At 29.4% G+C, this 26,417-nt stretch carries 32 protein-coding genes and 1 tRNA gene; 3 read left to right on the forward strand and 30 right to left on the reverse strand.

Annotation, left to right across the window (positions count from 1 at the left end; genetic code table 4):
- Nucleotides 1-7: 7 nt before the first annotated feature.
- The 11 genes from SCLAR_RS03720 to rdgB form a co-directional block, all read right to left on the reverse strand.
- The gene (locus SCLAR_RS03720) at nt 8-730 is read right to left on the reverse strand and encodes a DDE-type integrase/transposase/recombinase (RefSeq protein WP_146637825.1); all 723 of its coding nucleotides are present in this window, start codon (nt 728-730) and stop codon (nt 8-10) included.
- A 125-nt stretch (nt 731-855) separates the two neighbouring features.
- Nucleotides 856-1,152 carry a transposase gene (locus SCLAR_RS03725; RefSeq protein WP_100254044.1) on the reverse strand — a complete coding sequence of 99 codons (297 nt, stop codon included), beginning with the start codon at nt 1,150-1,152 and terminating at the stop codon, nt 856-858.
- A 210-nt stretch (nt 1,153-1,362) separates the two neighbouring features.
- A complete protein-coding gene (locus SCLAR_RS03730; protein ID WP_100254592.1) occupies nt 1,363-1,725 on the reverse strand; it encodes a hypothetical protein in 363 nt (120 codons plus the stop codon).
- Nucleotides 1,726-3,423: a vWA domain-containing protein gene (locus SCLAR_RS03735; protein ID WP_100254593.1), complete on the reverse strand. Its 1,698-nt coding sequence runs from the start codon at nt 3,421-3,423 to the stop codon at nt 1,726-1,728.
- Nucleotides 3,424-3,448: 25 nt separating this feature from the next.
- Nucleotides 3,449-5,029 (reverse strand): AAA family ATPase, encoded by a 1,581-nt coding sequence (locus tag SCLAR_RS03740; RefSeq protein ID WP_100254594.1) that lies wholly within the window; start codon nt 5,027-5,029, stop codon nt 3,449-3,451.
- Between the two features lie 97 nt (nt 5,030-5,126).
- Nucleotides 5,127-6,635, reverse strand: coding sequence for a hypothetical protein (locus SCLAR_RS03745; RefSeq protein WP_100254595.1), 1,509 nt, complete (start codon nt 6,633-6,635; stop codon nt 5,127-5,129).
- 214 nt (nt 6,636-6,849) lie between these two features.
- On the reverse strand, nt 6,850-8,211 hold the full coding sequence (locus SCLAR_RS03750) for a DEAD/DEAH box helicase (RefSeq protein ID WP_100254596.1): 1,362 nt from the start codon (nt 8,209-8,211) through the stop codon (nt 6,850-6,852).
- 50 nt (nt 8,212-8,261) lie between these two features.
- Entirely contained in the window at nt 8,262-8,777 is a 516-nt protein-coding gene (locus SCLAR_RS03755; protein ID WP_100254597.1) for a tRNA (cytidine(34)-2'-O)-methyltransferase, read from the reverse strand.
- A gap of 45 nt (nt 8,778-8,822) precedes the next feature.
- Complete coding sequence (locus SCLAR_RS03760; protein WP_100254598.1) at nt 8,823-9,095, reverse strand: hypothetical protein; 273 nt, start codon at nt 9,093-9,095, stop codon at nt 8,823-8,825.
- A gap of 103 nt (nt 9,096-9,198) precedes the next feature.
- A complete protein-coding gene (locus SCLAR_RS03765) occupies nt 9,199-9,984 on the reverse strand; it encodes a hypothetical protein (protein ID WP_100254599.1) in 786 nt (261 codons plus the stop codon).
- A gap of 555 nt (nt 9,985-10,539) precedes the next feature.
- Nucleotides 10,540-11,142, reverse strand: coding sequence for an RdgB/HAM1 family non-canonical purine NTP pyrophosphatase (gene rdgB / locus SCLAR_RS03770; protein WP_100254600.1), 603 nt, complete (start codon nt 11,140-11,142; stop codon nt 10,540-10,542).
- 81 nt (nt 11,143-11,223) lie between these two features.
- Between rdgB and SCLAR_RS03775 the strand changes: the two genes are divergently transcribed.
- Nucleotides 11,224-12,021 (forward strand): phosphotransferase, encoded by a 798-nt coding sequence (locus SCLAR_RS03775; protein ID WP_100254601.1) that lies wholly within the window; start codon nt 11,224-11,226, stop codon nt 12,019-12,021.
- A 5-nt stretch (nt 12,022-12,026) separates the two neighbouring features.
- On the opposite strand, the gene SCLAR_RS03780 is transcribed toward SCLAR_RS03775, so the two are convergent.
- The 4 genes from SCLAR_RS03780 to SCLAR_RS03795 all read right to left on the reverse strand — a co-directional run bounded on the left by SCLAR_RS03780 (nt 12,027) and on the right by SCLAR_RS03795 (nt 14,637).
- Nucleotides 12,027-12,794: a DxFTY motif-containing membrane protein gene (locus SCLAR_RS03780; RefSeq protein WP_169921846.1), complete on the reverse strand. Its 768-nt coding sequence runs from the start codon at nt 12,792-12,794 to the stop codon at nt 12,027-12,029.
- 53 nt (nt 12,795-12,847) lie between these two features.
- Nucleotides 12,848-12,921: transfer RNA gene (locus SCLAR_RS03785), tRNA-Gly, on the reverse strand.
- Between the two features lie 172 nt (nt 12,922-13,093).
- Entirely contained in the window at nt 13,094-14,197 is a 1,104-nt protein-coding gene (locus tag SCLAR_RS03790) for a MupG family TIM beta-alpha barrel fold protein (protein ID WP_100254603.1), read from the reverse strand.
- A 137-nt stretch (nt 14,198-14,334) separates the two neighbouring features.
- A complete protein-coding gene (locus SCLAR_RS03795) occupies nt 14,335-14,637 on the reverse strand; it encodes a PTS sugar transporter subunit IIA (RefSeq protein WP_100254604.1) in 303 nt (100 codons plus the stop codon).
- 53 nt (nt 14,638-14,690) lie between these two features.
- On the opposite strand from SCLAR_RS03795, the gene SCLAR_RS03800 reads away from it, so the two are divergent.
- Entirely contained in the window at nt 14,691-14,882 is a 192-nt protein-coding gene (locus SCLAR_RS03800) for a hypothetical protein (RefSeq protein WP_100254605.1), read from the forward strand.
- A 35-nt stretch (nt 14,883-14,917) separates the two neighbouring features.
- On the opposite strand, the gene SCLAR_RS03805 is transcribed toward SCLAR_RS03800, so the two are convergent.
- From SCLAR_RS03805 to SCLAR_RS03865, 13 genes are all read right to left on the reverse strand, one after another.
- Nucleotides 14,918-15,220, reverse strand: coding sequence for a hypothetical protein (locus SCLAR_RS03805; RefSeq protein WP_100254606.1), 303 nt, complete (start codon nt 15,218-15,220; stop codon nt 14,918-14,920).
- Between the two features lie 138 nt (nt 15,221-15,358).
- On the reverse strand, nt 15,359-16,699 hold the full coding sequence (locus SCLAR_RS03810) for a PTS transporter subunit EIIC (RefSeq protein WP_100254607.1): 1,341 nt from the start codon (nt 16,697-16,699) through the stop codon (nt 15,359-15,361).
- Between the two features lie 119 nt (nt 16,700-16,818).
- Nucleotides 16,819-17,055 carry a hypothetical protein gene (locus SCLAR_RS03815; RefSeq protein WP_100254608.1) on the reverse strand — a complete coding sequence of 79 codons (237 nt, stop codon included), beginning with the start codon at nt 17,053-17,055 and terminating at the stop codon, nt 16,819-16,821.
- A gap of 15 nt (nt 17,056-17,070) precedes the next feature.
- On the reverse strand, nt 17,071-17,382 hold the full coding sequence (locus SCLAR_RS03820; protein ID WP_100254609.1) for a PTS sugar transporter subunit IIB: 312 nt from the start codon (nt 17,380-17,382) through the stop codon (nt 17,071-17,073).
- A 148-nt stretch (nt 17,383-17,530) separates the two neighbouring features.
- Nucleotides 17,531-19,906, reverse strand: coding sequence for a PTS transporter subunit EIIC (locus tag SCLAR_RS03825; RefSeq protein WP_100254610.1), 2,376 nt, complete (start codon nt 19,904-19,906; stop codon nt 17,531-17,533).
- A 29-nt stretch (nt 19,907-19,935) separates the two neighbouring features.
- Complete coding sequence (locus tag SCLAR_RS03830; protein WP_100254611.1) at nt 19,936-20,244, reverse strand: PTS sugar transporter subunit IIB; 309 nt, start codon at nt 20,242-20,244, stop codon at nt 19,936-19,938.
- 136 nt (nt 20,245-20,380) lie between these two features.
- Nucleotides 20,381-20,989 (reverse strand): hypothetical protein, encoded by a 609-nt coding sequence (locus SCLAR_RS03835; protein ID WP_157795140.1) that lies wholly within the window; start codon nt 20,987-20,989, stop codon nt 20,381-20,383.
- Between the two features lie 4 nt (nt 20,990-20,993).
- The gene (locus SCLAR_RS03840; protein ID WP_100254613.1) at nt 20,994-21,185 is read right to left on the reverse strand and encodes a hypothetical protein; all 192 of its coding nucleotides are present in this window, start codon (nt 21,183-21,185) and stop codon (nt 20,994-20,996) included.
- A gap of 39 nt (nt 21,186-21,224) precedes the next feature.
- Nucleotides 21,225-21,539: a PTS sugar transporter subunit IIA gene (locus SCLAR_RS03845; protein ID WP_100254614.1), complete on the reverse strand. Its 315-nt coding sequence runs from the start codon at nt 21,537-21,539 to the stop codon at nt 21,225-21,227.
- 165 nt (nt 21,540-21,704) lie between these two features.
- On the reverse strand, nt 21,705-23,102 hold the full coding sequence (locus SCLAR_RS03850; protein WP_100254615.1) for a glycoside hydrolase family 1 protein: 1,398 nt from the start codon (nt 23,100-23,102) through the stop codon (nt 21,705-21,707).
- 12 nt (nt 23,103-23,114) lie between these two features.
- Nucleotides 23,115-23,393, reverse strand: a complete 279-nt coding sequence (locus SCLAR_RS03855) for a hypothetical protein (RefSeq protein WP_146637886.1) — start codon at nt 23,391-23,393, stop codon at nt 23,115-23,117.
- 58 nt (nt 23,394-23,451) lie between these two features.
- Entirely contained in the window at nt 23,452-23,727 is a 276-nt protein-coding gene (locus tag SCLAR_RS03860) for a hypothetical protein (protein WP_100254617.1), read from the reverse strand.
- Nucleotide 23,728: 1 nt separating this feature from the next.
- Nucleotides 23,729-25,219 carry a glycoside hydrolase family 1 protein gene (locus SCLAR_RS03865; protein ID WP_100254618.1) on the reverse strand — a complete coding sequence of 497 codons (1,491 nt, stop codon included), beginning with the start codon at nt 25,217-25,219 and terminating at the stop codon, nt 23,729-23,731.
- Between the two features lie 59 nt (nt 25,220-25,278).
- Here SCLAR_RS03865 and SCLAR_RS03870 point away from each other — a divergent pair, with 59 nt between their 5' ends.
- The gene (locus tag SCLAR_RS03870) at nt 25,279-25,470 is read left to right on the forward strand and encodes a hypothetical protein (RefSeq protein ID WP_100254619.1); all 192 of its coding nucleotides are present in this window, start codon (nt 25,279-25,281) and stop codon (nt 25,468-25,470) included.
- Nucleotides 25,471-25,614: 144 nt separating this feature from the next.
- On the opposite strand, the gene SCLAR_RS03875 is transcribed toward SCLAR_RS03870, so the two are convergent.
- Both SCLAR_RS03875 and SCLAR_RS03880 read right to left on the reverse strand, forming a co-directional pair.
- Nucleotides 25,615-25,884, reverse strand: a complete 270-nt coding sequence (locus SCLAR_RS03875; protein WP_100254620.1) for a hypothetical protein — start codon at nt 25,882-25,884, stop codon at nt 25,615-25,617.
- 106 nt (nt 25,885-25,990) lie between these two features.
- Nucleotides 25,991-26,338, reverse strand: coding sequence for a hypothetical protein (locus SCLAR_RS03880; protein WP_100254621.1), 348 nt, complete (start codon nt 26,336-26,338; stop codon nt 25,991-25,993).
- Nucleotides 26,339-26,417 lie beyond the last annotated feature (79 nt).

Genomic DNA, 26,417 nt, shown 5'->3' on the forward strand with positions numbered 1-26,417 from the left:
ACATATTTTACAACTTTATTCTCACATAATTGTAAAATTTTTGATATAAACTTGCATTTAGCTGATACTCAGCAAGTCCTTTATAACAGTAATTTTCTTTTAAGCATTCTCTTTTAAAAACTGATCAAAACCCTTCAATCCAACCATTATCTGTAGACTTGGCTATTCTTGACATGCTTGGAATCAAATTAAAGTACATTAGCATCAACTTATAATTATATGCTTTAAATTCAGAACCATTATCTGAGTGTATTACACTGTTTGGCAAGAAGACACCAAATTCATCAGTCATTTTTAGAAATGATTTTTCTACAAGTTGATTCCCTTTATTTTTTTCTGTTACTAAACCAAAGATTTTTTTCATTTTAATATGATAAAAACCACAGGTATAGTATCTTTCACCATTGAATTCCTTTTCTGTTATGTCTACTGAAAAAACATCACCATACTTATCAAAATTTTCAGGATCAGTTAACAAGTTTGGGTATTTACCAACCTTTTCAGGTTTTGCTACCTTATTTTTTCATTTCACATGATTATTGGTGGAGATGCTTCTCATTTTAAAGTATCTCAATATTTTTTTATGTGATGACTTAGCTATCCCCTTAGTGAGCAAATCTATTGCAATTCTTTTACAACCATAGGTTTTTCCTGAATCAATAAAGCTCTGCTCAATATTTAAATAAAAATCATGATCATAATATCTTACCCTAGGTTTCCCTTGCTTCACTCATTCATAGTATGTACTTTTTGGAAGTTGAGCAATTTTTAATAAGCCATTTTTAGGTATTTTGAATTCATTGTAGATAAATTCCTCAACAACTAAGCATTTAATTATATTAAGCTCCCATTTAACTACTTTTTTTTACTTATCAGGGCCTCAATTCTTTTTCACATTTCATTTCTAGTTTCTAATTCGGCATTTTTCTTCTTCAGTTCTTTAACTTCATTTCTTAAAATTATTAGTTCTTCTTTATCAGCTGAATTTGGTGCCCCAAGACCATCAATTCCAGATTGATCATACTTTTTACACCAATTTAAAAGTGTTTGATCTGAGATGCCATAACTTTTAACAAAATTCTTGGCCTTTGTCTTGCTCTCTCTAAATTTTAAAATTATTTTTTCTTTTTGCTTTGCTGAGTAATGTCCCATAAAAAAACCTCTTTCCTAACAATATTATTTTACATTCAATATAAATGTAATTTAATTTTTTGTCCGGAAAAAGGTGGAAGTACAATAGCGATTTGTTTCAGATAAAAAAATAATTATATTTTGAAATTAATTTTAATTTTTCCTAGCCAGTGTTATTTTTCATAAAATCAGTTTTTACTTTTAACATTGAAAGTTTTAAAAAAACAGACTCTAGTCTGTTTTTAAAATATCTAACACTAATACTGATTCTAATTCAACCATTCCTGAATATAATTTTCCAAAATGATTTTTATTTTCTAAATCAACTGAGCTAATTAATAAATTAACTTCACGGTTGTCAATCATCCCAAACAACATTGGGGCTGTGACTAATTTTTCACATTGGTGTTTTGAAAAAAACAGTGGATCTGATTCTGCTAAAATCCCATATTCAATTCTACTAAAATAACCATATCCTGAAATTTTGGCATCAATAATGACATACTCACGCACAACATTATGTAAAATAGTAATTACATCTTCATCTTTTGAAAGATAAACTACTAAAAGATTTCCTTTTTCTCTTATTTCCATTTAAATGATATCCTCCGCATTTCCATATAGTTGTGAACGTTTCTCTTCAAGTTTTTTTGCTTTTTCTTTTTCTTTTGTCTTAGCTTGCTCCATTTTTTTGAATTTTTTACTATCAGTATGCACAGGACGCATTCTTTTTTTATCTCTAACTTTATTAAGGTCTGCAATTTGTTCATCTCGATAGGCTGCTTCTTCATCTTTTAATTCTCTTAAATCTCTTAAAGTTTCATTAAGTGATTTAACAATCTGTTGTGTTGCAAAAGGATCGTTGGGATCATAATACATAACATTATCAAAAACTTCTTGAGTTTCAACATTAGGCATTGTTCCAACCACTAGTGAATGAAACCTGTTGTAGTTTTCCTTTAACTCATTGACCAAAGCTCGGGTTGAATCAGGAATAGTGTCCATCATAAAATCTGAAATCATTAATAAATCTGCTCTTTTAAAATTTTCAGTTTTCATTTTGTCAATTACTTTTTGAAAAGCAGGTTTGGCATTAGTTTTTCCATAAAATGATTTTGCCAAAAACTCTAACATTTTTTTGATATTAACATTAAGTCCATCAATTGTAAATTCTTCAACATCTTGATTGGCAAAATTAACAAAAACTATATCTCTGTGTTCTTTTAAAGCAACTTTTGCAACCGCAATTGCCAAGGCCTTGGCAATGTATTCTCCTGCCCCTTCCATTGAACTTGAAGTGTCAATACAAATAATAAATTTACCTTGTTCTAATGGGATTGGAGCTTCATATTCAACTTCTTCCATTTCATGTTCAATGATTGATTCTTGTGATTCAAATAAAAATGATTGTAGCTGAGATTCCACATATTTTTTGTAAAACACAATTTCAAGTTCTGGATCAAAAAGATTGGCAAGTTCCATAGGGAGTAATCTTTCAATATCTTTTGAAATAGTGACCCCCACTAGTTCTTCTGGGTTGTAAGGTAATTTTACAAATGTTGGATAAGTGGTAATTTGTTCAGTAATGTTTATTTCCATTAAATCATCTTCACCATTTAAGCGACCTAAAAGTTGAGCTATGGTTAAGATACTGGGATCTTTATATAGAAACTCGGCAAAACGGGAAATTGATTCAATATTTTGGTTTTTTAACTCATCTTCAATGTTGGCAAGTTTCCCAAATACATCATACATAGTTTTATAAATTCTAGCATACTTTGTATAATTTTTGATAATAGCATAAATTTCAACTAAATAGTTATAACGTAAGTCTTCAACAGTTTTTAAACGAAAATCAATAATTCTTTTTGTTAACATGAAAGTTCAAGTTTTAAAAAAATCTGTTAGTCAATCTCGATCTTTTAATTCTATGTAACCATTATCAATTTTTCAACGCATGGTGTCAATGTAAGTGCTAAAGGGTGAATCAAATTCTTCTAATTTTTTTTGAACAAGATTTAGATTTTTGGCAAAATCAACTTCATCAAATTTATCTGAAATAAAATTATAATAAATGATTTCCTTACGAATTGGATCAGGAAGTTTAATTTGACTAATTGTAGATAATTTTGGGGCAGAGTAAAAACCATTGATTTTGTCGTCAAGTTGTTCTGCAGCATACTCATGACTTTTTTTAAACTCAATGAAATCACTGTTATGAAGGTCTTTTTGACGAAGCTTCTCAATTTCTTTTTTAATTTGATTAGCTGGTTGTTCTAAATCAAAGTTCATTTCTTTCACCCACTCTTTTTATGTTCTAAAAGATAAAGTCATCATCAAAACCAGGTGCAGGTGCAGCTTCTAATTCAGAATTAGCCCTTGACATTGCTGGTGCTTGGTCCATTTGAGTGTTTTGCTCAATTTGTGGAGTTTGTTTGCCTTTTGGAACTGAATCAAATGCCTCTCCAATTTTTTCATTGTAAATATCTTCAAAGAAGACACAATTCATATTTGTGTATTTTTTATATTCTTTTAGCATTTTTTTTGAAACTTCTTTAACTTGTTGTTCTAGTTCTTCTACTTTTTGAGTCAAACTTGACATTTGGTTATTATATTCACCAGGATTGTCACTTTGAATTTGATAACGTTTGTTTTCATTAATAAGTAAAATTTGATCTGCTTTATTAGCTCTAATTCTAAATTTTTGACTACCTAAGTATTTATTTTGTGTTGGACCAAAGTGTAGGTCCACTTCAAATTCTTCACTTGGTAAAGCTTTAACTCGGTTTCAATCTTGTGCTGAAATGAAGCAAAATTTATAGTTTTCTCCTCCATCTTTAAAATCAACTAAATAATAAACCCCATTCAAATGACCTCTAAAAATATCAGTGTATGGAGTTAAACGCAAGTATTGTGCTTCAATTTGACTAATTTGAGCATTTAAACTATCAAGATCATTTAACAAGTTATTTTTTTCATTTCTAAATTCTAACCCAAATTGTTCTAAAAAAGCGCGATAAAAAATGTTTTTGTAACTTGCTTCTTGTTCCTCATTATCTCAAATACAATGAGGGATAACAAATAAATCAGGAATATCTGCTTCTTTGCGACCATTATAAAAAGCACTAGTTTTCATTAGACCAGCGATTTTTTTTCACCTACGATCAGAAATATATGCTTCACCATGAGTTTCTAAATTCATTTTTTTTCTAAAGTAATGAATAAAGTCAAGACATTTACGAGATAGACCAACTTCTTTTGATTGACGCTTTCAAGCTTCTAATTCTGCTACTGAAATTTGAAGGGTTGGATCAACATCAACATCAAGTGATGATTCCCCATCAAGTAAGTCTTCAAAGTTCTTTTTATCATGCAAACCTTCTGCAATGTAACGAATAATAAAGCGGTCAAATAAGGCTTCAAGACCTTCACCTTCTGCAGGTAACTCATTTGAAGCAGAAATTAATAATTTTAAAGGAACTTTAACATCTGTTCCACCATTTCTAAAGATTTTTTCATTAATAATTGTTAGCAAGGTATTTTGGATACTTGGTCCTGCTTTTCAAATTTCATCTAAAAACCCAATGTTAGCAGCTGGTAAGTAACCATCAACAACCCTGACATATTTACCTTCTTTTAATAGTCTTAAGTCAATTGGTCCATAAATTTCTTCAGGTGTTGAAAATTTTGACATTAAATACTCAAAATTGGTTCCATTTTTAATAGCAAATTTCATCCTTCTTGAAATCAAAGACTTGGCAATTCCGGGTTTACCAAGCAAAAAAATTGATTCTTCACCAAGTAGAGCTAGCATTGCCAACCTAAAGATTGTTTCTTTTTCATAAACTTGGTAGGAAATTGCTTCAATAATTTTTTTAATTCTTTCTGTTATGTCCATTTTTTATACCTCTGCTTTTCAATATTATGATTATAAATCAATATCTTAATTTTAACAAAAAAATAATGGTATTTTTAACCATTATTATTTACATCTCTTAACCCTTCTTTTTCTTAGGCACTAACATAATAACTGAAACTGTAATTCCAACCACAGCAGCTACTGAAACTAAAACTATAACAAAGATGAAGAAACTTGATAATAGTCCATTACTTGGATTATTTCTAGCAATTCCAAACATCTTCCCTTCATATTTAGAACTTAATGTTGATGCTTGTGAATTATCTTCAGGTCTAAGGACATTACGTTTTCCACCAAAACCATCTAGAACATGTCCAAATTCATGAATAATTACTGCAAATTTTTCAGGACTTGATCAAAAACCAAGTTGATATTGGGTGTTAAATTCTTTTAACAATAAAGCTTTACCCAAAATTACAACATAAGATTCATAAGTTGATGAATTATTACTTAAATATGAGGTTGATGTAACCCCTAAAGTACTAGAATCATGACCAACTAGACTATCATCTTCAGCAAAAATTAAAGCACTACACATTCTTTTAAACCATATCTCATTGTTTGCAAATGTATATAAATAATTAAACATTCTTAATGTTGACTCTCTTAATTTTTCAGTTGTAGCTTCAGTTCATTTTTCAGTATCACTATTTGTTGAATAATTAAGATATTCGGCTTCAATTGCTTGAAAACTATTTGAAAGTCAAATTTGACTTACCCCTGTAACATCTTTAGTATTTTCAGAGAAAAAATTATCCAATGTTGCAAAATCTGCAAAGTGATTTGAATTAGCATCTTGAAATAATTGCAAACTATCATCTGAGGCTTTTGTATATGAATCATTAATTCATGTTTCTAAGAAAGGGTAATCAGTTCTCAATCAAAGAGATATCTCGAAACTATTTCTTGAAAAATATTGCTCAAAAAAAGAAACAAAATAAGAACTAGTATTTCTTAAATCAAACAGATTATTGCTATACCCTAACTCAACTGCTCCAGTTGTTGGGGGTTGTTGTAAATTTAAATTGTACTTTGGAGCATCAGCAGCAGCAAATTTACTTTCAACATAAGCTTGAATTGCTTCACCTCGCACCCCAAAGTTACCTCCATTAGACATTAACCCTGGAAGAATTTCAACAAAAAAGTAATTCAACAATTCTCAACTCTTATTTTTTTGTGCATCTGGAGTTAACATTCATTTAATAAATGACTCTGCAAAAAACTCTTGTTTTTTTGAAGAACCATAAAGACTAATGTTAATTGTTGAAGCAATTAATGATTGCACAAAGACATCTACAGTTGATGGAGAATAGTTATCCAAATCTGCATAAATAGCAGCAATATCTGCATCGCCGTTAATTACTGAGTTGACCAAATAATATTTTAAAACAGCTCCATAATACATCAATTCAGTATTATCTGCATCCAATAACTCCTTGTAACCTTCATTAGTAGCATAAGCTGTTTGGTATGAATCAGTAGTATAAGTTTTTGCCTGAGATTCAGAATAAGTCATTGGTACTAGATTAATTGATCCTCCAATTATTGCTCCAATACCTAGCACTTTTAATATTTTTTTAAACAAAATTTTCACTCCTCTAATGATTGTGAAACATCTAAAACTCAGCAAATAAAATTTACTTAATCGTAAATTTTTTTTCAAAATAATTTATTTTTTAATAGTTTTACTTTCAACAATCATTTTTACTTTTTAATTATTTACAAATCAGATTCCCATCTAATCTGCTTAAATTTTATCATACAATTTATAAAAATTATAAATAGTTTTTTTGGTTAATTTATTCAAATAAATCTTCTCTTCTTTTTTTGTATTTTTCTTTTTTGACTTTAGCAATTGATTCTTTAATATGTTTTTTTCTAATTTCTTTTTTAACTTTATCAATTTCAGCCTTTCTTTTTTTCTTATAACCTGGTTTAACCTTTTTTTTATGATAACGACTAATTATTTTATTTTCTTCAATTACTGCAGGAGCTTGGGGATTAAAACTTTTTTTCTTTTTTGAGTCATTAATTTGGACAAGTTCACTACCAACTAATTTTTTATTGGTAAATTCAATCCCCATACCTTTCAAAGCATCAATTTGACTTTGATTGGTTGAATTAAATAAAACATAACTTTGTCCCAAGTAGTTGTTACGCCCAGTTCGACCACTACGGTGAATGTAGTACTGTAAATCTTTTGGTAAATCAATTGAAATAACATGACTTACTCCCACAATATCAATTCCTCTTGAAGCTACATCACTAGCCACAATTCATTTGAATTCCATATTTTGGATCCTTTTTTGCATATTGGTACGAGTTCGAGCATCTAAATCTCCATGTAGTTCACCAATGTTTTTAATTCCAAATTCTCTCAATCAACTAACAACTTCTGGAACTTGATCTTTTTTGTTAACAAAAATTACCACTAAATATGGATTAATTGCTTCTTTAATGATTTTTAAAACTGCTTTGTTTTCTTTATCTTTTGTCCAAACTAAAATATGTTCAATATTTTTATTACTTGGTTTATTATCAAGGTTTTCAATAAAAATTGCTCTAGAAAAGTATTTTAGTAAAAATGGTTTAATAGCATTACTAACTGTTGCTGAAAATAAACTAATAATAGCTTGGCGATTAATTTTTTCAATCATAAAATCCACATCATCAATAAATCCTAAATCAAATACCATATCACATTCATCTAAAACTACATAATTTGCTGTGGTTAGTTGCAGATAATTTTCTTCATACAAACTTCGCAAACGAGTTGGAGTTCCTACCACAATCATGGGTTGACTTGTTTTTAAAGCTTCTTGTTGTTTTTTTAAGTCATCTCCCCCAACATATAAAGCCATTGAAGCTTGGGTTTGAAACTCCAATAAGGTTTTGATATTATCATAAATTTGACGAGCTAGTTCTCTTGTTGGAGTAATAATTAAAAATTGTACTTTAGCCATTGTGTAATCTAAGTTATTTAAAATTGGCAGTAAAAACGCATGAGTTTTTCCTGTTCCAGTATGAGATTGAGCAATGACTGCTTGGTGTTTTTTTAAATAAGGAATTACTTTAGTTTGAATTGAAGTTGGTTCTTGAAAACCAATTTCAACTAAAGCATCATTCAAAAACTTTTTGAAACCAAAATCTGAAAATTTCATCTAAATTACCTCCTTGTCTGCTCTACTCTATTAATTATATCTGTTTAATACTAATTGTCTAAATAATCTTCACCTTTTTCAACTTCAACTAAACTTAGACTTGGATAATCTCATTGACGTAGTACCTCATAAGTGGCAATACCAACACTATTGGCAATATTAAGACTGCGACCAGTGGCTACCATGGGAATGCGAAAGCAATGTTCTTGGTTTGCTTGTAAAATTTGTTTTGGAATTCCAGTTGATTCTTTACCAAACATTAAAAAGATTTCTTGATCAATTTTTGTAAAATCAAAACTACTAATTGGTTTTTTACCATAACGAGTTAAACAAAACAATAAGGCTTGAGGATTCTGCTGACTAAAATCTTCTCAATCATCATATTTAAAATATTCACACCCCTCAAAATTGTTTGCACTACTACGGGCAAAGTTTCGCTTATCAAAGACAAAACCAAAAGGTTCAATTAAGTGTAACTTGGCATCTGTTAAAGCACAAGTTCTCATAATTGCTCCAACATTTGCAGCAATTTCTGGTTCAAATAAAACTATATTTATTTTTTTCATTTCTCTATTTCCTTTCAAATTAAAAAAGAGGCTAAGGTCTTTTAATTAATTCTCAAAATAACTATCATTAACTTGTTCTAATCATTTAACCTCATGAATCATTCCAATAATTTCACTTGCCAAATCATAAGATATCTTTAAGCAGTCAATTAACCCCAAACCATCATCTGTTACAATTTCTTTCAGTTCAAAAATTGAGTGAAACTCTGAAAAGTTTGTAAAAATATAATTTAAAAAATTATATTGATATGGTAATGCAATTTTTAAGTTTTTACTAGTTTCAAATCATAATTTTCCATTTATTTTCTCATAATTCATAGGCATTTCCTCCATATAAAATGTTTATGAAAACATTTTACACTATTTTAGAAAAAAAGTATAGGAAATTCTAGTAAAAAATTAAATAAATTCCAACTTTTGACTAAGAAATCGCATAACAAATAGCAAAATCTTTAAATTTTTTAATATCATTAAAAGTTTCTTCTCAAATCATTTTTTGTAAGCTAGTTACTAATTCATTAATCTTATTTTCTTCTACTTCAACACCTTCTGTTACAATATTTTCACTATCATTTTGATTACTTTCCTCTATTTTCGCTAAAATCAATCTTAGCATTTGATATTGAACTTGCATTCTAGCATATTCTTGGAACAAAATTGTGTCTTTACCAAAGATATTTGTATCTATGAAATTAGTTTTTAAGAATTTTACACCCTTTATTAAAAAGTAATTTGTCCAATCCCTAAAGAATTCTCAATCTCATAAGTTTGTTGAACCTGGTGGAACAAATGGCTTCCTTCTAATCAACAGTATAAACACATCAGCTTCAATGCTGTGGTCAAACATTCGGTTATCTTTTTTTGGTTTTATTTTAAGGTTATAAAATAAATCAGGTGCATCTATTGAAAAATTAAATAGATCAGGGTTGAACTCTGGTTTAATTTTTGAAATATTATTTATAAAAAGTTGAATAGCTAATTCATCACTAAACTTACCTTCCTCATCCAATAAACGTTCATCCTCATTGTTCATCATAATTTCATGGATATCTCCAAGGAATTCATTTATGTCTAGTAATTTTTCACTGGGGTCCGGTTCACTTGGGGTTGATTCATGGGATGCTGTTGGTGCACTGCATGACACCACATTTGATAAATTTACAAAAGTTAAGCCACTAATTCCTAAAAGAACTAATAATTTTTTCATTTTTTTTATTCTCCTTAATTAAATCTGAGGTTATTTATACCCAGATTTATTTCAAATTTTGTTCCATCTAGACTCTTATATTTAAATGTAGTTAAATTATCCAAACTAGGCATTTTAATTGAGAGAACTAGGTGTGCTGTAGAGATTCCTATTTTTTGCATAATGTTTGAAAAATGCCGCTTCTGAATCATCAGATATTAGATCAATTTTCTTCAGAACAAAACTTTTGATTTTATTTATTGCAATTTCTCCTCTAATATCAACTTCTAATTCTTTTATATTCAAAATGGCTAAATTAATCTTTGAAATTTGAACTATAAACAGTTCTTAACTAAACTCATTTTGGTTATATATACTAATTGGACTTGGGATTATTAACAAAGTCCCTAGAATAGTAATTTTTTTGTAGAACATTCCCCATCCACCACTTTACAAATATATTTTATCACGAAAATTTATTATGAATACTTTTTTAAAATTTTGCTAGTAATCTTATTAATTCCAAATTAAATTGAATTTTTTTGAGTTTAGGCCTTTTACAACAAAAAATAACTTTTAATAGTTTCGTGATAAAAACTCATTCAATAACTTAATTGACTCAACTCGATGGGAAGAGTTTTGTTTTTCTTCAAATTCCATTTGAGCATAAGTTTTTGAACTGGTGATTGGCATAAAAACTGTATCATAAGCAAATCCATTAGTACCCTTTTGAGCAAAAGCAATACTGCCAATAATTTTTCCTGTAAAAAATTGACAAATTTGTTGAGTTGGGTCAATAAAAACAAGAGTTGATTGAAAAAAAGCACTTCTTTGCTGTTTTGAGTTTAGTCCTGCTAAATGCATTTTTGTTAGTAATTTATCTACAATTTTTACCCAGTCAGTTTCAGGAGAGGCTCAACGAGCACTGTAAATACCTGGAAATCCACCTAAACCATCAATACAAATACCACTATCGTCTGCTAAGATAAGTTCTCCAGGTAGTAGAGAACTTAAAAATTGTGCTTTAATTAAAGCATTTTCCTCAAAAGTAGCACCAGTTTCAGCAATATCAATCACTTCTGGTAAATCTAGAATTGATTTTATTTCATAATTTGGTAGCAAATATTTTAATTCAGTAATTTTCCCTAAATTGGTTGAAGCAAATCAAATAGTTAGCATAAAAACTCCTTTTTAAATTAACCATATTATACATTATAAATATGGTGGTAAGATAATTATATAGAATTGAGTTGGTGATCCATGCAAAAACTTGCTGGTTTAACAAATGAAGTCTATCTAATTGATGATGAAGTTTATAAAATTTCAAAACCAATTAATGACTTATATTTGGATAAGAACAATGAAGCCAATGTGCTCTTATGTTTTTTAACTTTAGATCAAAATATTTTAGTCAAACCTAGTTCATTTTTTTTTGAAGATAATCAATTACATTCAAAATTTCCTTATCTATCTGAATACCAAAGTTTAGAAATACTACCCTTAAACAAAGCAATTGTAATCAAGGTTTGTGAAATAATTGATGCTTTTCATAAATTAAATTTTAAAAATGCCCCTATCAAAAAATTTGATTATTTACAAATGCTAGAAGTATTTGAAAAAAATATTTCAAAACCTTTATTTGACTATCAACAACAACTTACAAAGATTAAAGCCTTGATTTCTCAATTTACAAATCTAGATCAAGTTATTAGTCACAATGACTTGGTCCCTGGCAATATTTTACTTGATAAAAATGATAATCTGAAACTGATTGATTATGATTATATTTGTTTGAACAATAAGTTCTTTGATCTTGCAAGTTTTATCACTGAAACTTGCAATGACAATCTTGAAATGAGTCATTTTTTTGTTAAAGCATGTTTAGATTTAAACATTATTCATGAATCTGAATTAAATTTACTCAATGATTGCATTGCCTATCAAGACATTTTGTGAACTTTATGAGCAAATTATATGTATGAAGTCACCAAAGAGCAATTATACTTAGAAATTGCTCAAGATAAGTTTACTCGTTGTCATAAAAGAGAAAAATTCTAATCTGATTAGAATTTTATTTTTTTATCTTTTGCACGTTTTTTTTCTTCTTTTAATTCTAGACGTTTATCAATTTTTGCAATCTTGATATGTTTCTCTTCCTCTTCAAGTATCAATTTTGCATTGATTTTTTTTTGAACTTTGCGTTTAATGCTTTCAATTTCTTCATGCTGAGCCAACAAAGCTTGTTGTTTTTTGTCATACTTTACCAGTTTTTTTACTAAACCTGGTTTCAATTCAGCTCCAGCTTTTCAAGCTGCATAATTTTCTTGAAACTTTTGTTGCATTTTTATTTCAGAATTCTTGGCCAAATAAGTCATGAATACAGCTCCAGTTATGCAAACAATTGCCACTAAAATTACAATAATAAATTTAACTACCAAAAACATTGTTGAGTTTGATAAACCATAACCAATCAAGGTTATTGTAATAAAAATGCAAGTAAATGTTAATGAGTATGTGAAGTTATCTGCCCTATGTCATTTCATTTTATAACAAAAAAAAGTAACAAGTCCAGTATAAATCAAATAACTAATACCAATTAAAATAACATACCCCAGAATTGGACTAGGTAAATTATTTTTCATTGTGGTTGTAAAATCATTCCCCACTAAAATCCAAATTGCTAATCCTGGAATTATTGATTCAAGTAAAATAAAGGCAAATGAAATTCAAAAATCAGTTCTTTCATCATTAAATGTCTTTCACATATTTTGTTTTTCAGTTAACGTTTGATCATCAAATTCTAGTTCCATACACTTATCACCTTCTTTCATATAATTTTATCATTAAAAAGTAAAAAAATCTCAATAGAGATTTAAGTTCATAATGGAGCGGGTGAAGGGAATCGAACCCTCACAGTCAGCTTGGAAGGCTGAAGTTCTACCATTAAACTACACCCGCAAATACATTAAAATAATATACTAACTACAAAATCATTGCAATAGTTTTTTTAAAAAAATTAGTTTTTTCAAGTGTCTGAGTAATTCAGACACAAAGAAATTATACCAACTATTTTGCCAAATGCTCAGAGAAATTTAAAATAAAACTCTCATTTGCATGAGAATTTTATAGTTTACTTAATTATTTTAAATTTAAAGTGTGTATTTGGTTCTAAGTATTCTAAGAGTTTTAACTCACTCTCAGCAATTCGACCAACAAAATTATATTTATTTAAGTTGTCAGTTAAACTTGGAACCAAGATGATATGAACTTCACCCTTATATTTAACATCATTGTCATTAATCATAACAACATCTCCATAAGCATAACTTTTTTGATGATTTCTTGGTTTTATGGTTAGATCTTTAAAAATAACTCGAGTCATAGTTGAACGAACAAAGTACTCTGTAATATCACCACGACGATAATGTCAATCACTTGTCAATAACTCTTGTTCACCAGTTGTTAAATCTATTTCAGGTTTTAAATCAAAAGTTATTATTTCTCTTTCAACACATGCCAATGCTTGTAATTCTTCTTTTTTTGCATAAGCATTTCCAATTAAAACATTATCAATCTGATTAGTATAAAATAAAATTTTTGCTTGTGCTGCAATTGGTAGTTCTCTTTGCATTTCTAAAGTTGGTAACTGTTTTCAACCAGTGGCTGTAGTCATTTCTCCATAGTGAGATCCAACAAAAGCACTTGTTTCTAACCTATGTTTTAAGTATTTTTTGTTACATTCAACAAAAAAATCAAATGGTAGTGCAGTATATTTTAATGGATAAAAATTGTGACAACCATTTATTCTTGAAACAATTGGTTTAAAATCAATTATTTCATCAATTAAACTATCATTATTTGACATATTTAACTGAATATCGATTTTAGCCTTGTTGTAAGTGTATCAAGCAATTTCACTAGCACGCAATGGTGTATCTAAACGAATACAATCAACCCCTAATTCTCTTAATTTCTCAAGTTGAGGGTCAATTTGCATTTTTTTAAGTGATAGGTCTTCTACATCTAAAATTGTGTAAAAACCAATCTGCTTGGCATATTTAATTGTGGCAAAGACTTTTTTAATTTTACTTTCAAAATCTTGATCATGAACAAAATGCAAAGCACTGGTAAACATAATCTCATAGCCTAAATCTTTGGCTGTGTCTAAATATTCTTTATCCTTGGCAAAAGTTGATTGCTCTGGATAGATTGAAATTCCTAATTTTCTTTTCATAGGATTTTGTTAATAACTTCTCAAATATCTTCAATTATTTTAAAGATATTTAGGTATTAGCAAATTCACTTCCTTCCTGTTTATCTACCTTTTTTATACCGCAAAAAGACTTCAAAAAAATATTTATATCAAAAAAGCTAAATTTTTTGATATACTTCAATAAACTCCTTAGCAAGTAAGATTATTGTTTCAACATTTAACATTTGGTCTTCTGCATGGACAAACAAAGCAGTTAAACACAATTTTTCACCATTTGCTTCTGCTGAAACCACATCCATGTGACTGTGAGCTGCTATTGCATAACTTTTTTCAGCTTCAGCAATTAAACTGGCAGCTTTATTAAAGTCTTTTTGTTTTGCTGCTTGAATTGCTTTCCCTTTTGCTTCTCCAGCATAAGCTATGATTTGAAATGAAATTTCTTCAAAATTAATTTTTGACATACTATCAATTCCTTTAACTATTTTGTATAATAATACTATTGGTGGTGATAACAGTGGAATTTTCAGACTTATTTTATTATAGTTTTATTCCTATTGGGATTTTGTTCATCACAATTGTCACAATTGAATTGGTTGAAAGACTTGCCCATCGTTATTTTTTGAAAAAGAATATCTTCTATCTATGTAGTGGAGTATCTTGTTCATTAATTGTTATCATCATAGTTACTTTATCATTTTTTGTTTAAAATAGAAAATTCTACAGTTGTAGAATTTTCTATTTTTAAGCTTCTTTAGTTTTTTGAGGTTTTGCTTTGATTTTTTCTTCTAAAATCAAGTATTTAGCATCTCTCTTTGTTTGGTACTCAGCTTTTTGTTGTTCGAATTTAGCTTTTTTTATTTCAGCTTTTTTCAAAATTTCTGCACTACGTGTTGCTAATTTGTCTTTATTAACCATACGTTTTTCTCAGAAATCAACAATTGTTTGAGCATCAAACACTGCTAGTTCTGCTTTGTTTTCATAACTTGTTATTTTTGTTTCAGTGTCAAGTTTAAATTTAAATAACTTGTCACTGTAATAACGCATTTCAGTTTCATATTTTTCAGGATTTGTGGCTTTTAATTTTTTGAAGTAAAGTTTATTATCTAATAATACAAATGGAATGTAAATTAAGATATCTACTCCAAAGATTATTACAGCTGGAATGATGGCTTTTCCATCAAGCTAAGTAATAATAGCACTTATAAATCATGGTGTAGTTCAAGGAGTAGCTACATATGAATATTTAACAACTCCTAAAACTGCTGGTGAGAATAATCATCCAATTACTAAGTTAATAATTGGGGCAAAAATAAATGGCACAGCATAAACTGGATTTAAGACAATTGGGTATCCAAAAATTACTGGTTCATTAATTTGAAAAATTCCTGCTGGGGTTGAATATTTTGCAACTTCTTTTAATTCTCTTCTTTTTGAAAATGCTAATGTCATTACTAATAGTCCTAAAGTAGCACCACTACCTCCAACATACATATATGAATCGAAGAATGGTTTTGTAAATACTCCCATTTCTCCAGTGGCAACTGCTGCTGTATAACCTAAGTTACTTACAAGCGCAGTGTTAATTCCTAATATCATTCAAAAGATTGGTTCAAAGATCCCTGCCATTAGGTTTGATCCATGAACTCCAAAGAATCAAAAGAATCCAACAAAGAAGACGAAGACAATTGCTAATCCTAGTCCCCCTTCACCAGTGGCAAAGCCAATAAATCATGATGTAAAGAATTGATAAATGGCAGCACTTAGTCCAAATTGAGTTGAACCCAGAACAATACCCATGTATGACCCTGAAATTACTTTAATAACTCCATTGTCAACACCAAATCTTATAATATTGTTTGCAGCAATTGCTTTAAAGCTATCAATACCAACTTCTGAACCTTGATTTAAGAATAAGGCTGCAGTCATTGCTTGAATACTTGATGATTGGTTTTCATATCAAGTTACAAATGCTTGATTGTTACCAACATTAGTAACAAACTCACTGATTCAGCTATTATTTGCAAGATCTACATTTAAAATCTTTGCAATATTTTCTGCACTTAGGTTACCAATTTTACCAAATAAAGCTGTGATATCATCAGCATTATCTGCAATTAAAGTTTGTTGGTTACCTGTAACCACTAATGTACCTGTAACTACTGCTGGTGCTAAAACAATAATGTTTGCAGCACCAATACATGCTAAGGTAATAACTGCTGGTAAAAACAAGGCAAATGATTTTCCAACAGCTGGAGGTACTCCATCTGGTAATTTAATATTTAATGCTCGAACTGATGATAGTTTAATAAATACTTCTGTTGCTATTAAACTAAAGATAATAGCTCCAATTAGTCCTTTGGCATCCATAAAGAAACCAACTTCTCCAAGACATGCAAGTGTAAAACCTGCTGTTGATACTAATCCGGCAATAATTGGTTGTTGAAACCCTCTACCAATTGCAATATAGTATCCAAATAGAAATGAAAAGTAAATTGACATCATTCCTACTGTAATTGTGTTCATATGTCCAAAAGCAAGTCCACAAATTCTTGAAGTTTGACCTCAACCATTTTCTGTGCTTCCTAATAAACTAGAAATTTCATTTCATGCAAGATTGGGGTTTGCAGCTTTAGCAATTAGTCCTAGTAATGAAACATAACCACTTCCAGCCCCCCGAAAACTATGGCATTAACTAAAATACCAATAGACCCTGCAATAATCAAGGGTATCATTGTTCCAAAAGAATCTCGAATGGCAGCTAAATGCCTTTGGTTTCCGACTTTTGCCATGCCAGGAATGGCTTTTTGTTTAAATCATTCCTTAAATGGCAATTTTCCTTGTGAACGACTACCCTTACTTGGGGTAAATTTATCATCCATAATTTTTCCTACCTTCTATTTCAATTCATCATTTGAAATTTTATATGCTAACTTAATTGCTTCATCACCTTTAGCAAGAGCATAAATTTGAGCAGGAATAACATCAACAGGTTTACCATTAGCTATTTTTTTAACATCGTCTAAAGCATAGCTAATTTGGGGTCCTAATAGAATCACATCAAATTTCTCTATTAATTGTTTAGCCTGTGCTATTCCTTCTGCTTGGATTTCAACTTGCAAACTTTTAGAACTTGCATACATTTGCATTTTCTTAACTAACATACTCGTTGACATTCCAGCAGAACAAATTAATAAAATTTTCTTCATATTTCCTCCTTTAACTCATTATATAATACTTTTTTGAATATTCGTACAAAAAAGTAAATATTTCCAAACGAAAAAATAACTAAAAAAAATCCTGGAAAATTGGTATATCCAGGACCTTTTAAAAGATTATTAACTTTATAATGTGCAATTAAGCACTTTTTATTTCTAAAATTTTTTGTTTAGTTTCACCTTTAAGTGTCACTAATTTTTGTTTACTATTTTTTTTGCTATTTGCTAATGTTGATTTTAATTCTGCTATATTTACTAAAAGATCTGGTTTTTTAGCAATAAAATCAGATTTTACAGCTAAGATTTTGTTTTGATACTCTGCTTTAATAGTAGCTGCTGCAGACTTATCTGCTGTTTCTTTTAGTTTTGTTTTACATTCAGTTTTTAAACTGAAAATTTCATTTTTAAGATCTCATTTTTTATCATAGATTTTTTCTTTTTCTAAACGTAGATCTTTGTATTCATTTGCAATTGCAAGAGCATAGTTATACTTAATGTTTGCAATTGCATTGTTAATTTTTTTTCTATTTTCTAATTTTTCACCATCAGGCATTTTTTGATCTCAGAATCTATTTTGACTTTGAGCATTACCAATAATAACTTCAGCTTTTTCGATTTTTCTATCAAATTTGTTATTAGTTATTACTTGGTAATGGTATCTTGGATCATCAAAGAATTTTTTCTCAATTTCATAAGCTTCTGGGTTGTCTCTTTTCAATTTTTTGAAATATATTGAGTTATCTAATCAAATAAATGGTAAATAAACAGCAAATGATGCTCCACTAACCAGTAGTGCTGGTATCAGGGCTTTTGGTGTCAGATAAACAACAACAGCTGCAATTAGATATGGTGTAGTTCAAGGTACAGCAATTTGAGCATATCCAGTTGGAGAGGCTTTCCCCATAACATCTGGGGAGAAGATTCAACCAATTACCACATTAATCATTGGTGACAACACAAATGGTGCACAATAAATTGGGTTTAAGACAATTGGGTAACCAAATAAAACTGGTTCATTAATTTGAAAAACTCCACTTGGTGCTGCATAAGTTGCTATTTTTTTGACATCTCGTCTTTTTGAAAAAATTAGAGTTCCCACAATTAACATTAATGTAGCTCCACTTCCTCCAAGGTTCATGAATGTATCAAAGAATTGTCCAGAAAATACACCCATTTCTCCACTTGCTGCAGCAGCTTGGTAACCAAGTTGTGCAATTAAAGTTAAATTAATTGTTCCAATCATTGATCAGATTGGTGAAAAAGCACCATTTACAACATTTGAACCATGAACTCCAAAGAATCATAGAAATGAAATAAAGAAAGCATATGCAAGAGCAAGTCCTAATCCCCCATTTCCTGTGGCAAATGTTAATAAAGCACTAACAAAGAATTGATAAATGGCAGCACTTCATCCAAATTGTGCTCCTTGAATTTGAATTTGAATATATTTTGATAATAAAACGTGAACTCCATTAGCATCAATAAATTCTAGTGAAGCATTTGCTGCTAAATCACTAATTGTGCTTGAATCAACTCCACTCATTACTGCAAACATTGTTGCAATTGAGGCTTGGTCAGCTGATGCTTTATAATAATTTTCAAGTAGCTGCATTAATTCAGCTGCATTTGTGACCACACCCTCCTCATTTATATTTGCTTGACTAAAAATATTTTGTAAATCATTAATAATTTGTTCTTTGCCAACAAATGTTTCACCAAGCACAGCTTCAACAGAACCTGTTGCTTGAAAATTTTTAAATAAATCTTCAAGTGAACTTCCTGTAAAACTTGCAAAAGAAGCTTTGGTAACTTTTAAACCAGCCCCTAAAACATTTGGAATAACAAACACTAAGTTTAGTGAGGCAATACTTCCAACTGTTATTAAGAATGGTAAAAAGACCGCAAATGATTTACTTACACTTGGTGGAACTCCATCAGGTAATTTAATATATAATGCTTTTACATTAGTTAATCATAAAAATAATTCAGTACTAATAATTCCAAACAGCAAGGCAGAGATTAACCCTTCAGCTCCTTGGAAAAATGCTATTTGTCCCATGGTTGTTACTAAAAAACTTACCAAGGAAACAAAACCTGCAATAACTGGGTTTTTTGAATTTCTTGTTAGTGCCAAGAAATAACCTAAGGTAAATGCAAATCACATTGCAGTCATCCCAATGGTCACAGTACTTAATTGTCCAAACACATTTGCTCCAATTAACATGGCTTTGTTAAAACCATTATCTGCTCAAAAGTAGTTTGAAATTTCTGCTCAGGTCATCTCTGGATGTGCCATTTTACAAATAAGTCCTAGTAAGGAAACGTATCCACTACCACTTCCACCAAACACAATACCACTCATAATAATTCCAAGCGATCCTGCTATAGTTAGTGGAATTAAGGTTCCAAATGCATCCCTGAGTGATGCTAAATGTCTTTGAGAACCTAACTTATTAATACCTGGAACAAGTTTTGTACTAAATCATTGTTTAATATCCATTTTCTTATTTTCCATAGTTATTCTCCTATAAATTTTCTCTAACTTTATAATTTTGAGTCATTATATAATTTAACTGCAAGTTCAACTGTTTCTTTACCTTTTGCAGTTGCATATATTTGGGGAGGAATAACTGCCACAGGTTTTTTAGTCATTTGCTTTAACTCAGTTAAAGCATAAGTTACTTGTGGACCTACTAAAATCACATCTCATTCTGACAACATTTGTTTAGCTTCTGAAACTGGGACTGCTTCTACTATGCAATCAATTCCATTCATACCTGTGTATGAAAGCATCTTATTTACTAATAAGCTTGTAGACATCCCTGCTGAACAACACAATAAAATTTTGATCATTCTTCAATCTCCTTTCTATAAATAAATTTTACCACGTTAGATTTATTTTTAATAAAAAAATCTATTTTGCATAGAATAAGTTGGAATGTTGTTATTTGTGTTGTAATAGAAATAAATGCTTTTTACTTCAGATATCTTATTTTACTTTTCTTAATTTTGCTATTTTTTCCATAATTTTGTTAATTTTTAATTTGTCAGTTGTAATCAACAACTCTAATGTTAACATTTGTACTTGAAATGATTTTTTAACATTTCGTTGGTACATCTTTTTTTTGTAATTATCCATAAATCCAAAAACTGTTGACATGCCCTTACAAATATCAATAAATTTAATCCTTGTTTTGTTTTTACCTAGTTCTTTGAAAACTAATCTTCGAATGAATTTGTGGGTTTTTGTAAACCATAGAATTTCAACTAGCTGATTTTTTTCTAATTCATTTAATCTAATGATTGCATTCTCATTTTTTTGTCCAGAAACATAAAATGTCCCTTCTGTTAAGTCATTTTTATCAAGATTTCCATTAATATCTTTTGAAGCTAGTTCTAAAAAATTTGAAAATGCAGTCTCAAGATTCATGGCAATATTGCCTTTACAAGAGGTTTTAAAGATTCTTCTAACTTCTTCAGTCATAGAACCATGTTGTTTTTCTTCAAATTTTTTTTCATTTTCTTCAAAAAGTTTAACTAGCTTTTGATATTCTTCTCCATAAGCAATAATTATTTTATCTTTTATTTCATATTTCATTGGTTTAAATCACAAAGATCATAATTACAATCATCACCAGTGCTAAGGTTAAACCTGTAAAAATGAGTCCTAAAATAATCTTTCAATAATTGCTTATGCGAACTTTTTTGGATTTCGAATAAAATGACATACATGCTCAAATAAAGAACGGTGCTGCAATAAACAGTGCTGCTAAAATTGATAGTATTTTAATCATTTTTTCTCCAATCCTACAAAAAATTAAGTTTAATATTTCTTATTTTAATTTTTTGTAGAGGTTAATGAATTTTTGAACTAGAATCATTAAGGTTTGGGTTGTTAGCATTTGATCTTCAGCATGCATAAACAAAACCTTAAAATCATGTTGAACCCCTTGTGCTTCTTGAACAATAATATCCATATGTGCCTTTTCAGCAACAATCATCATTTCATCAGCTTCTTTTAATAAACTATCAGCTTTTTCAAAAGCACCATTTTCAGCTTCACCAATTGCTAGTACTGCATTTGATTTTGCCATCCCAGCATAACTAATAATTGTCATACTGACTTCTTCTCAATTTATTTTTTTCATTTTTTTCTCCAATCTTTAAAATATTTAGATTATTTATGTACTAAGTCCTCCTTTTATGTTAATTATATTACATTATTAGAATTCGTTTGGGGTTTTCTACAATATCTTCTCTTAAATCTAAAAAAATAAAACCCAATTGTTAAATTGGGTTGGGTAACTTTAAGCTTATTCATAATCTTGATCAATTTCAATAGTTTTAGTTGCACAAACTTGTTTAATTCATTGTCCTGATTTTTTAATTGTTCTTTTTCCAGTTTGTAAATCTAAACTAATGTAACCGTAACGGTTTTTAAAAGCATTTGCTCAACTTCAACAATCAATAAAAGTTCAAGCATGAAAACCAAAACAATTTGCTCCAGCAAGAATTGCTTTATGCAATCAATATAAATGTTCTTGGTAAAACTCAATGCGGTAGTCATCAATAATAACACCAGTAGCATCCATGAATTTTTCTTCACCTTCAACACCCATTCCATTTTCTGATAGATATCAAGGAATGTTGTTATATTCATCTCTCAATGTTAAAGCAATATCATAAAGTGCTCGAGGGTAAATTTCTCACCCTCGGTGAGGATTAATTTTGCGTTCTGGTCAATCATAATGTTCAAATCATTTTCATGGTAAATTTTGGTTTTCTCCCAAAGGAGCTTGAATTCTGGCAGGTTGATAGTAGTTCACACCTAAAAAGTCAACAATACCTTGAGTGAGGATTTCTTGATGAGCTTTGGTGTAATTAAACATGCAGTTTTGTGCTTGTAAAAAGTCCAATAACTCTTGAGGGTATGCACCCCTTGTAACTACATCTAAGTAAAAACGATTGAATAATAATTCTCTTAATTGAGCAGCCTGCACATTTTCACTGGCATCATTTTTTGGATATGATGGAGTTAAGTTTAAAATAATAGCAATCTTTTTAGATTGATCAGTTTTGAAATACTTTTTAAATTCTTGAACTGCTAAACAGTGTGCCAAGACTATGTGGTGAGAAACTTGCATAAATTTTTGAAAATCTTTGTGATATGGATAGTGCAAGCCCATTAAATACTGTGCTTCTGGAACTACAACTGGTTCATTAAAAGTTGTAAAATAGTCCACTAAATCACCAAATAGTTCAAAACACTTACGAGCATATTGTGCATATAAATGAACGACTTCCTCATTTTCTCAACCACCTTTAGCCATTAATACTTGCGGTAAATCAAAGTGAAACAAATTTAAAACAAACTTGATGTTTTTTGCTTTTAATAATTTAAAATAATTTCGATAAAATTTTAAATTTTTTTCACTAACTGTTAGTTTTTCAACATCATCAAATAATCGTGATCATTGTACTGAGGTGCGGAAACTATTTAAACCAAGTTTTTCTAAATCTTCAACATCACTTGCATAAGTTTGATATGTATTACAAGTAACAGTTGGACCAACTTGGTTTCAAAAAGCTGATGGTTCAGTTTCATACCAATAATCATAAATACTTTGGTTGGGTTTATCTAGGGTTCCTTCTGATTGCGGCCCACTTGTAGCAGCCCCAAATCAAAAGTCTTTGTCAAATTTTAATTTCATTCTATCATTCTCCTAATAAAGTTGTTTTGAATATTCTAACATTCTTGTTATTTTACGATTAACAGCATTTGCAGATTTCTCGTTGTACAAATTTAATCTTAATTTTGCTTTTAAAACTTGGACATTAAAAGCAATGACTTGTCTTTTTATGTAAACACTTAAAATATGTCTTTCAAAAAATCCCATAATTGAGGTGTCACCTTTGACAAAATCATGAAATTTAATGTGGACTAAGTTTGAACCATTATCTTTAAACCAAATTGTCTTTGAAAATAATTGATTATTTGCCAATCACTCAATTTGAAAAATTTCATTAACCACTAATTGCTTGACTCTAAAAATAACTCGATTATTTTTTACTTGATTTATAAAAACCTCCAGGTACTAAGTCACTCACTTTTAAATGTGGATTAAGATCTTCTAAGGAAATATCCATAAATGTTGTAAATACATCAGTTAGTGGAGCTTTGATGCTCTTTTTTAAAGTTAATTTACTAACTCGTTTTCTTTCTTCCATTAAAGATGTGTATTTTTGCTTATTTAACTTTTCAATCTGTTCAGCAAAACTTTTTTCTAGTGCAGCAATTTCGACACTATCAGTAATTTGAAATTCTTTTTCTGCCATACTACTTTAAAAAGATGTCTCAGTTTTTTAATAATTCTTGTAGTTTTTTTACCAATAGTTTCTCATTAACTGTGACATCTTCTCCTCGACTTTCTATTACTTGTTGGTACCAAACATAACTTAGTTTTGGTTTTCTTTCTTTAATTGGTGAATTAAAGTCAACGCTCACTAAACCATAATCTTTTCGATAACCAGCACTTGGTGAAAATATATCACAATAAGTTCAAATTGAGTAACCTATTAAGTTTAAATCTTTTGTTCGGGCTGCTTTGACTTCAGTTAACATTCCTTGCAAATAAGCAATGCGATCAAGATCACAAATTAATTCTTGGCTTTTATCATCAAAATCTCCAAAACCACTCTCAACAATAAAGACTGGTAAATCATATTTTGCTTTTAAACCTTGCAAACCCTCTTGTAAGTATTGGGGTGCAATTGGTCACATTCATTTAGTATAGTGGGGATGATTTTTTGGTAAAACAATTTGAAAATCACCAAAAGGTAATTTTCCTGGTGGACGATGTAACTGGTCTTCTGGAATCAAGGCTGTTTTACTAGTAATAAAGTATGGTCGATAAAAGTTTCAGCCAATAAAATCTAATTTATTATCTTGTAATAACTTTAAATCAGCTGGGGTTATTTTTAAGTCTAGTTTTTTAGACTTAATGTAGTCTAAAAACTCTTGAGGGTAGGTACCTTTTAAGTTTGGATCTAACCATAAATCTCGCATCCAAGCATTATAATTGTCAATTAATTTTTGATCAGCATCAACCCCTGCCATAATAACTGGGGGTGATCAATCATCATCAATCCCTAAAATTGCATCAGGACTAACATAACCTAGTTCTTTGGCTTTTTTAAACTCTGCTTTAGCAATGGCTCCACTAAGTGCTAGATGGTGGACTGCTTTAACAAAGGCATTTTCATCTTGAAAACAGGGAGGAAATTGTCCTGTTAAGTAACCATCAACTGTAAATGACTTGTTTTCATCATTAACAAACCAAATATCTGTATATTTTCCTAAGTACTTAAACATTGCAGCACAATAATTTTTAAAACTTGTTAAAATCTCTCGGTTAGTTCAACCACCTTTGATTTCAGCTCACATTGGTGTATCTCAGTGAAATAAAATTGGGATTGGTTTAACATTACCTGCCACTAATTCACTAAAAACTCTATCATAAAATTGAATTCCCATTGGGTTAATTTTAGTTCCATCAGTTGGAAAAACCCTAGCTCAATCTAAATTATAGATAAAAGCATCAACTCCAAGTTTACTTAAAATCTTAACATCACTTGGATACTTATGATAAAAGTCACTAGCTTCAACAATTGAGTTAATTTCTCGAGCAGTGCTATTGACTGGGGGAATGTGATAATATGTTTTTGTAAATCAATCTCAAAGTGAATCAGTGCGACCATGTAAGTTACGTCCACCTTCAATTTGAAATGCATTTGTTGACACTGAAAAATAAAATTTGTCTTTTTTCATATATTTACCTTACCTTTACTAAAAATGTGTAATAATTAACTTAACAAGGGAGTGAGTTTATGACTATTGCATTAACAAGTATCTTAGCTGGAATTGGTTTTGCCCTCCCCTTTATTGTTTGGGCTGTTTTTCGTTTTCTAGATAAAATTAAGCAAATTTCTTTTACTTGATCTAAATGAGTGATTCTAGCTGCTTTTGTTCTTTTTTGAGCAATAGCTATCTTACTAATAGTTTTATATGTTGTTTTGTAAAAATATCTCTCTCCTAGGATAATTATCTATCAAATTAATGTGATTTAAAATATTTTTTATAATTTAACTAAAAATTGCATTAAATTTAGCACTTAAGTCATCAAAAAAAGGATAAGCACAAATCTATGGCTTATCCTTTGAAATTTAACTAATTTTTTTGTTTTCAAGTTCTTTAAATTCAAGCACTAATTTATCTATTGTGTTTTGCATATTATCCAAATCTTGAATAAATTTTTTATATTGATTGTCACTTTTTTCAATAAATTCATTATATTGATTTGTAAGTCTTTCATCAAATTCTTTTTTTAAATTAGCAAATTCTCTTTTTGCATATGGACGACAAACTGGTGGTAGTGAATCAAGAATAGATTCAAGACTTTCACTTTTAATTTCCCTGTTTTCTTTAATAATCATTATTAATCTCCTTATCTATCTACAATCATTAATATTTCATAATCTTTAATTATTATGTCATGACTATACAAGCTTTCTTGTTCCAAAATACTTTAAAACCGTGAATTTATCCTTTGGAACTTAGACTATCATTGTTTTCAAGCTCTTTAAATTCAAGCACTAATTTATCTATTGTGTTTTGCATATTATCCAAATCCTGAATAAATTTTTTATATTGATTGTCACTTTTTTCAATAAATTCATTATATTGATTGTTACTTTTCTCGATGAATTCATTATATTGTTTGTCACTTTTTTCAATAAATTCATTATATTGATTTGTAAGTCTTTCGTCAAATTCTTTTTTTAAATTAGCAAATTCTCTTTTTGCATATGGACGACAAACTGGTGGTAGTGAATCAAGAATAGATTCAAGACTTTCACTTTTAATTTCCCTGTTTTCTTTAATAATCATTATTAATCTCCTTATCTATCTACAATCATTAATATTTCATAATCTTTAATTATTATGTCATGGCTATACAAGCTTTCTT

It is taken from the genome of Spiroplasma clarkii (assembly GCF_002795265.1).
Lineage (GTDB): Bacteria > Bacillota_I > Bacilli_A > Mycoplasmatales > Mycoplasmataceae > Spiroplasma_A > Spiroplasma_A clarkii.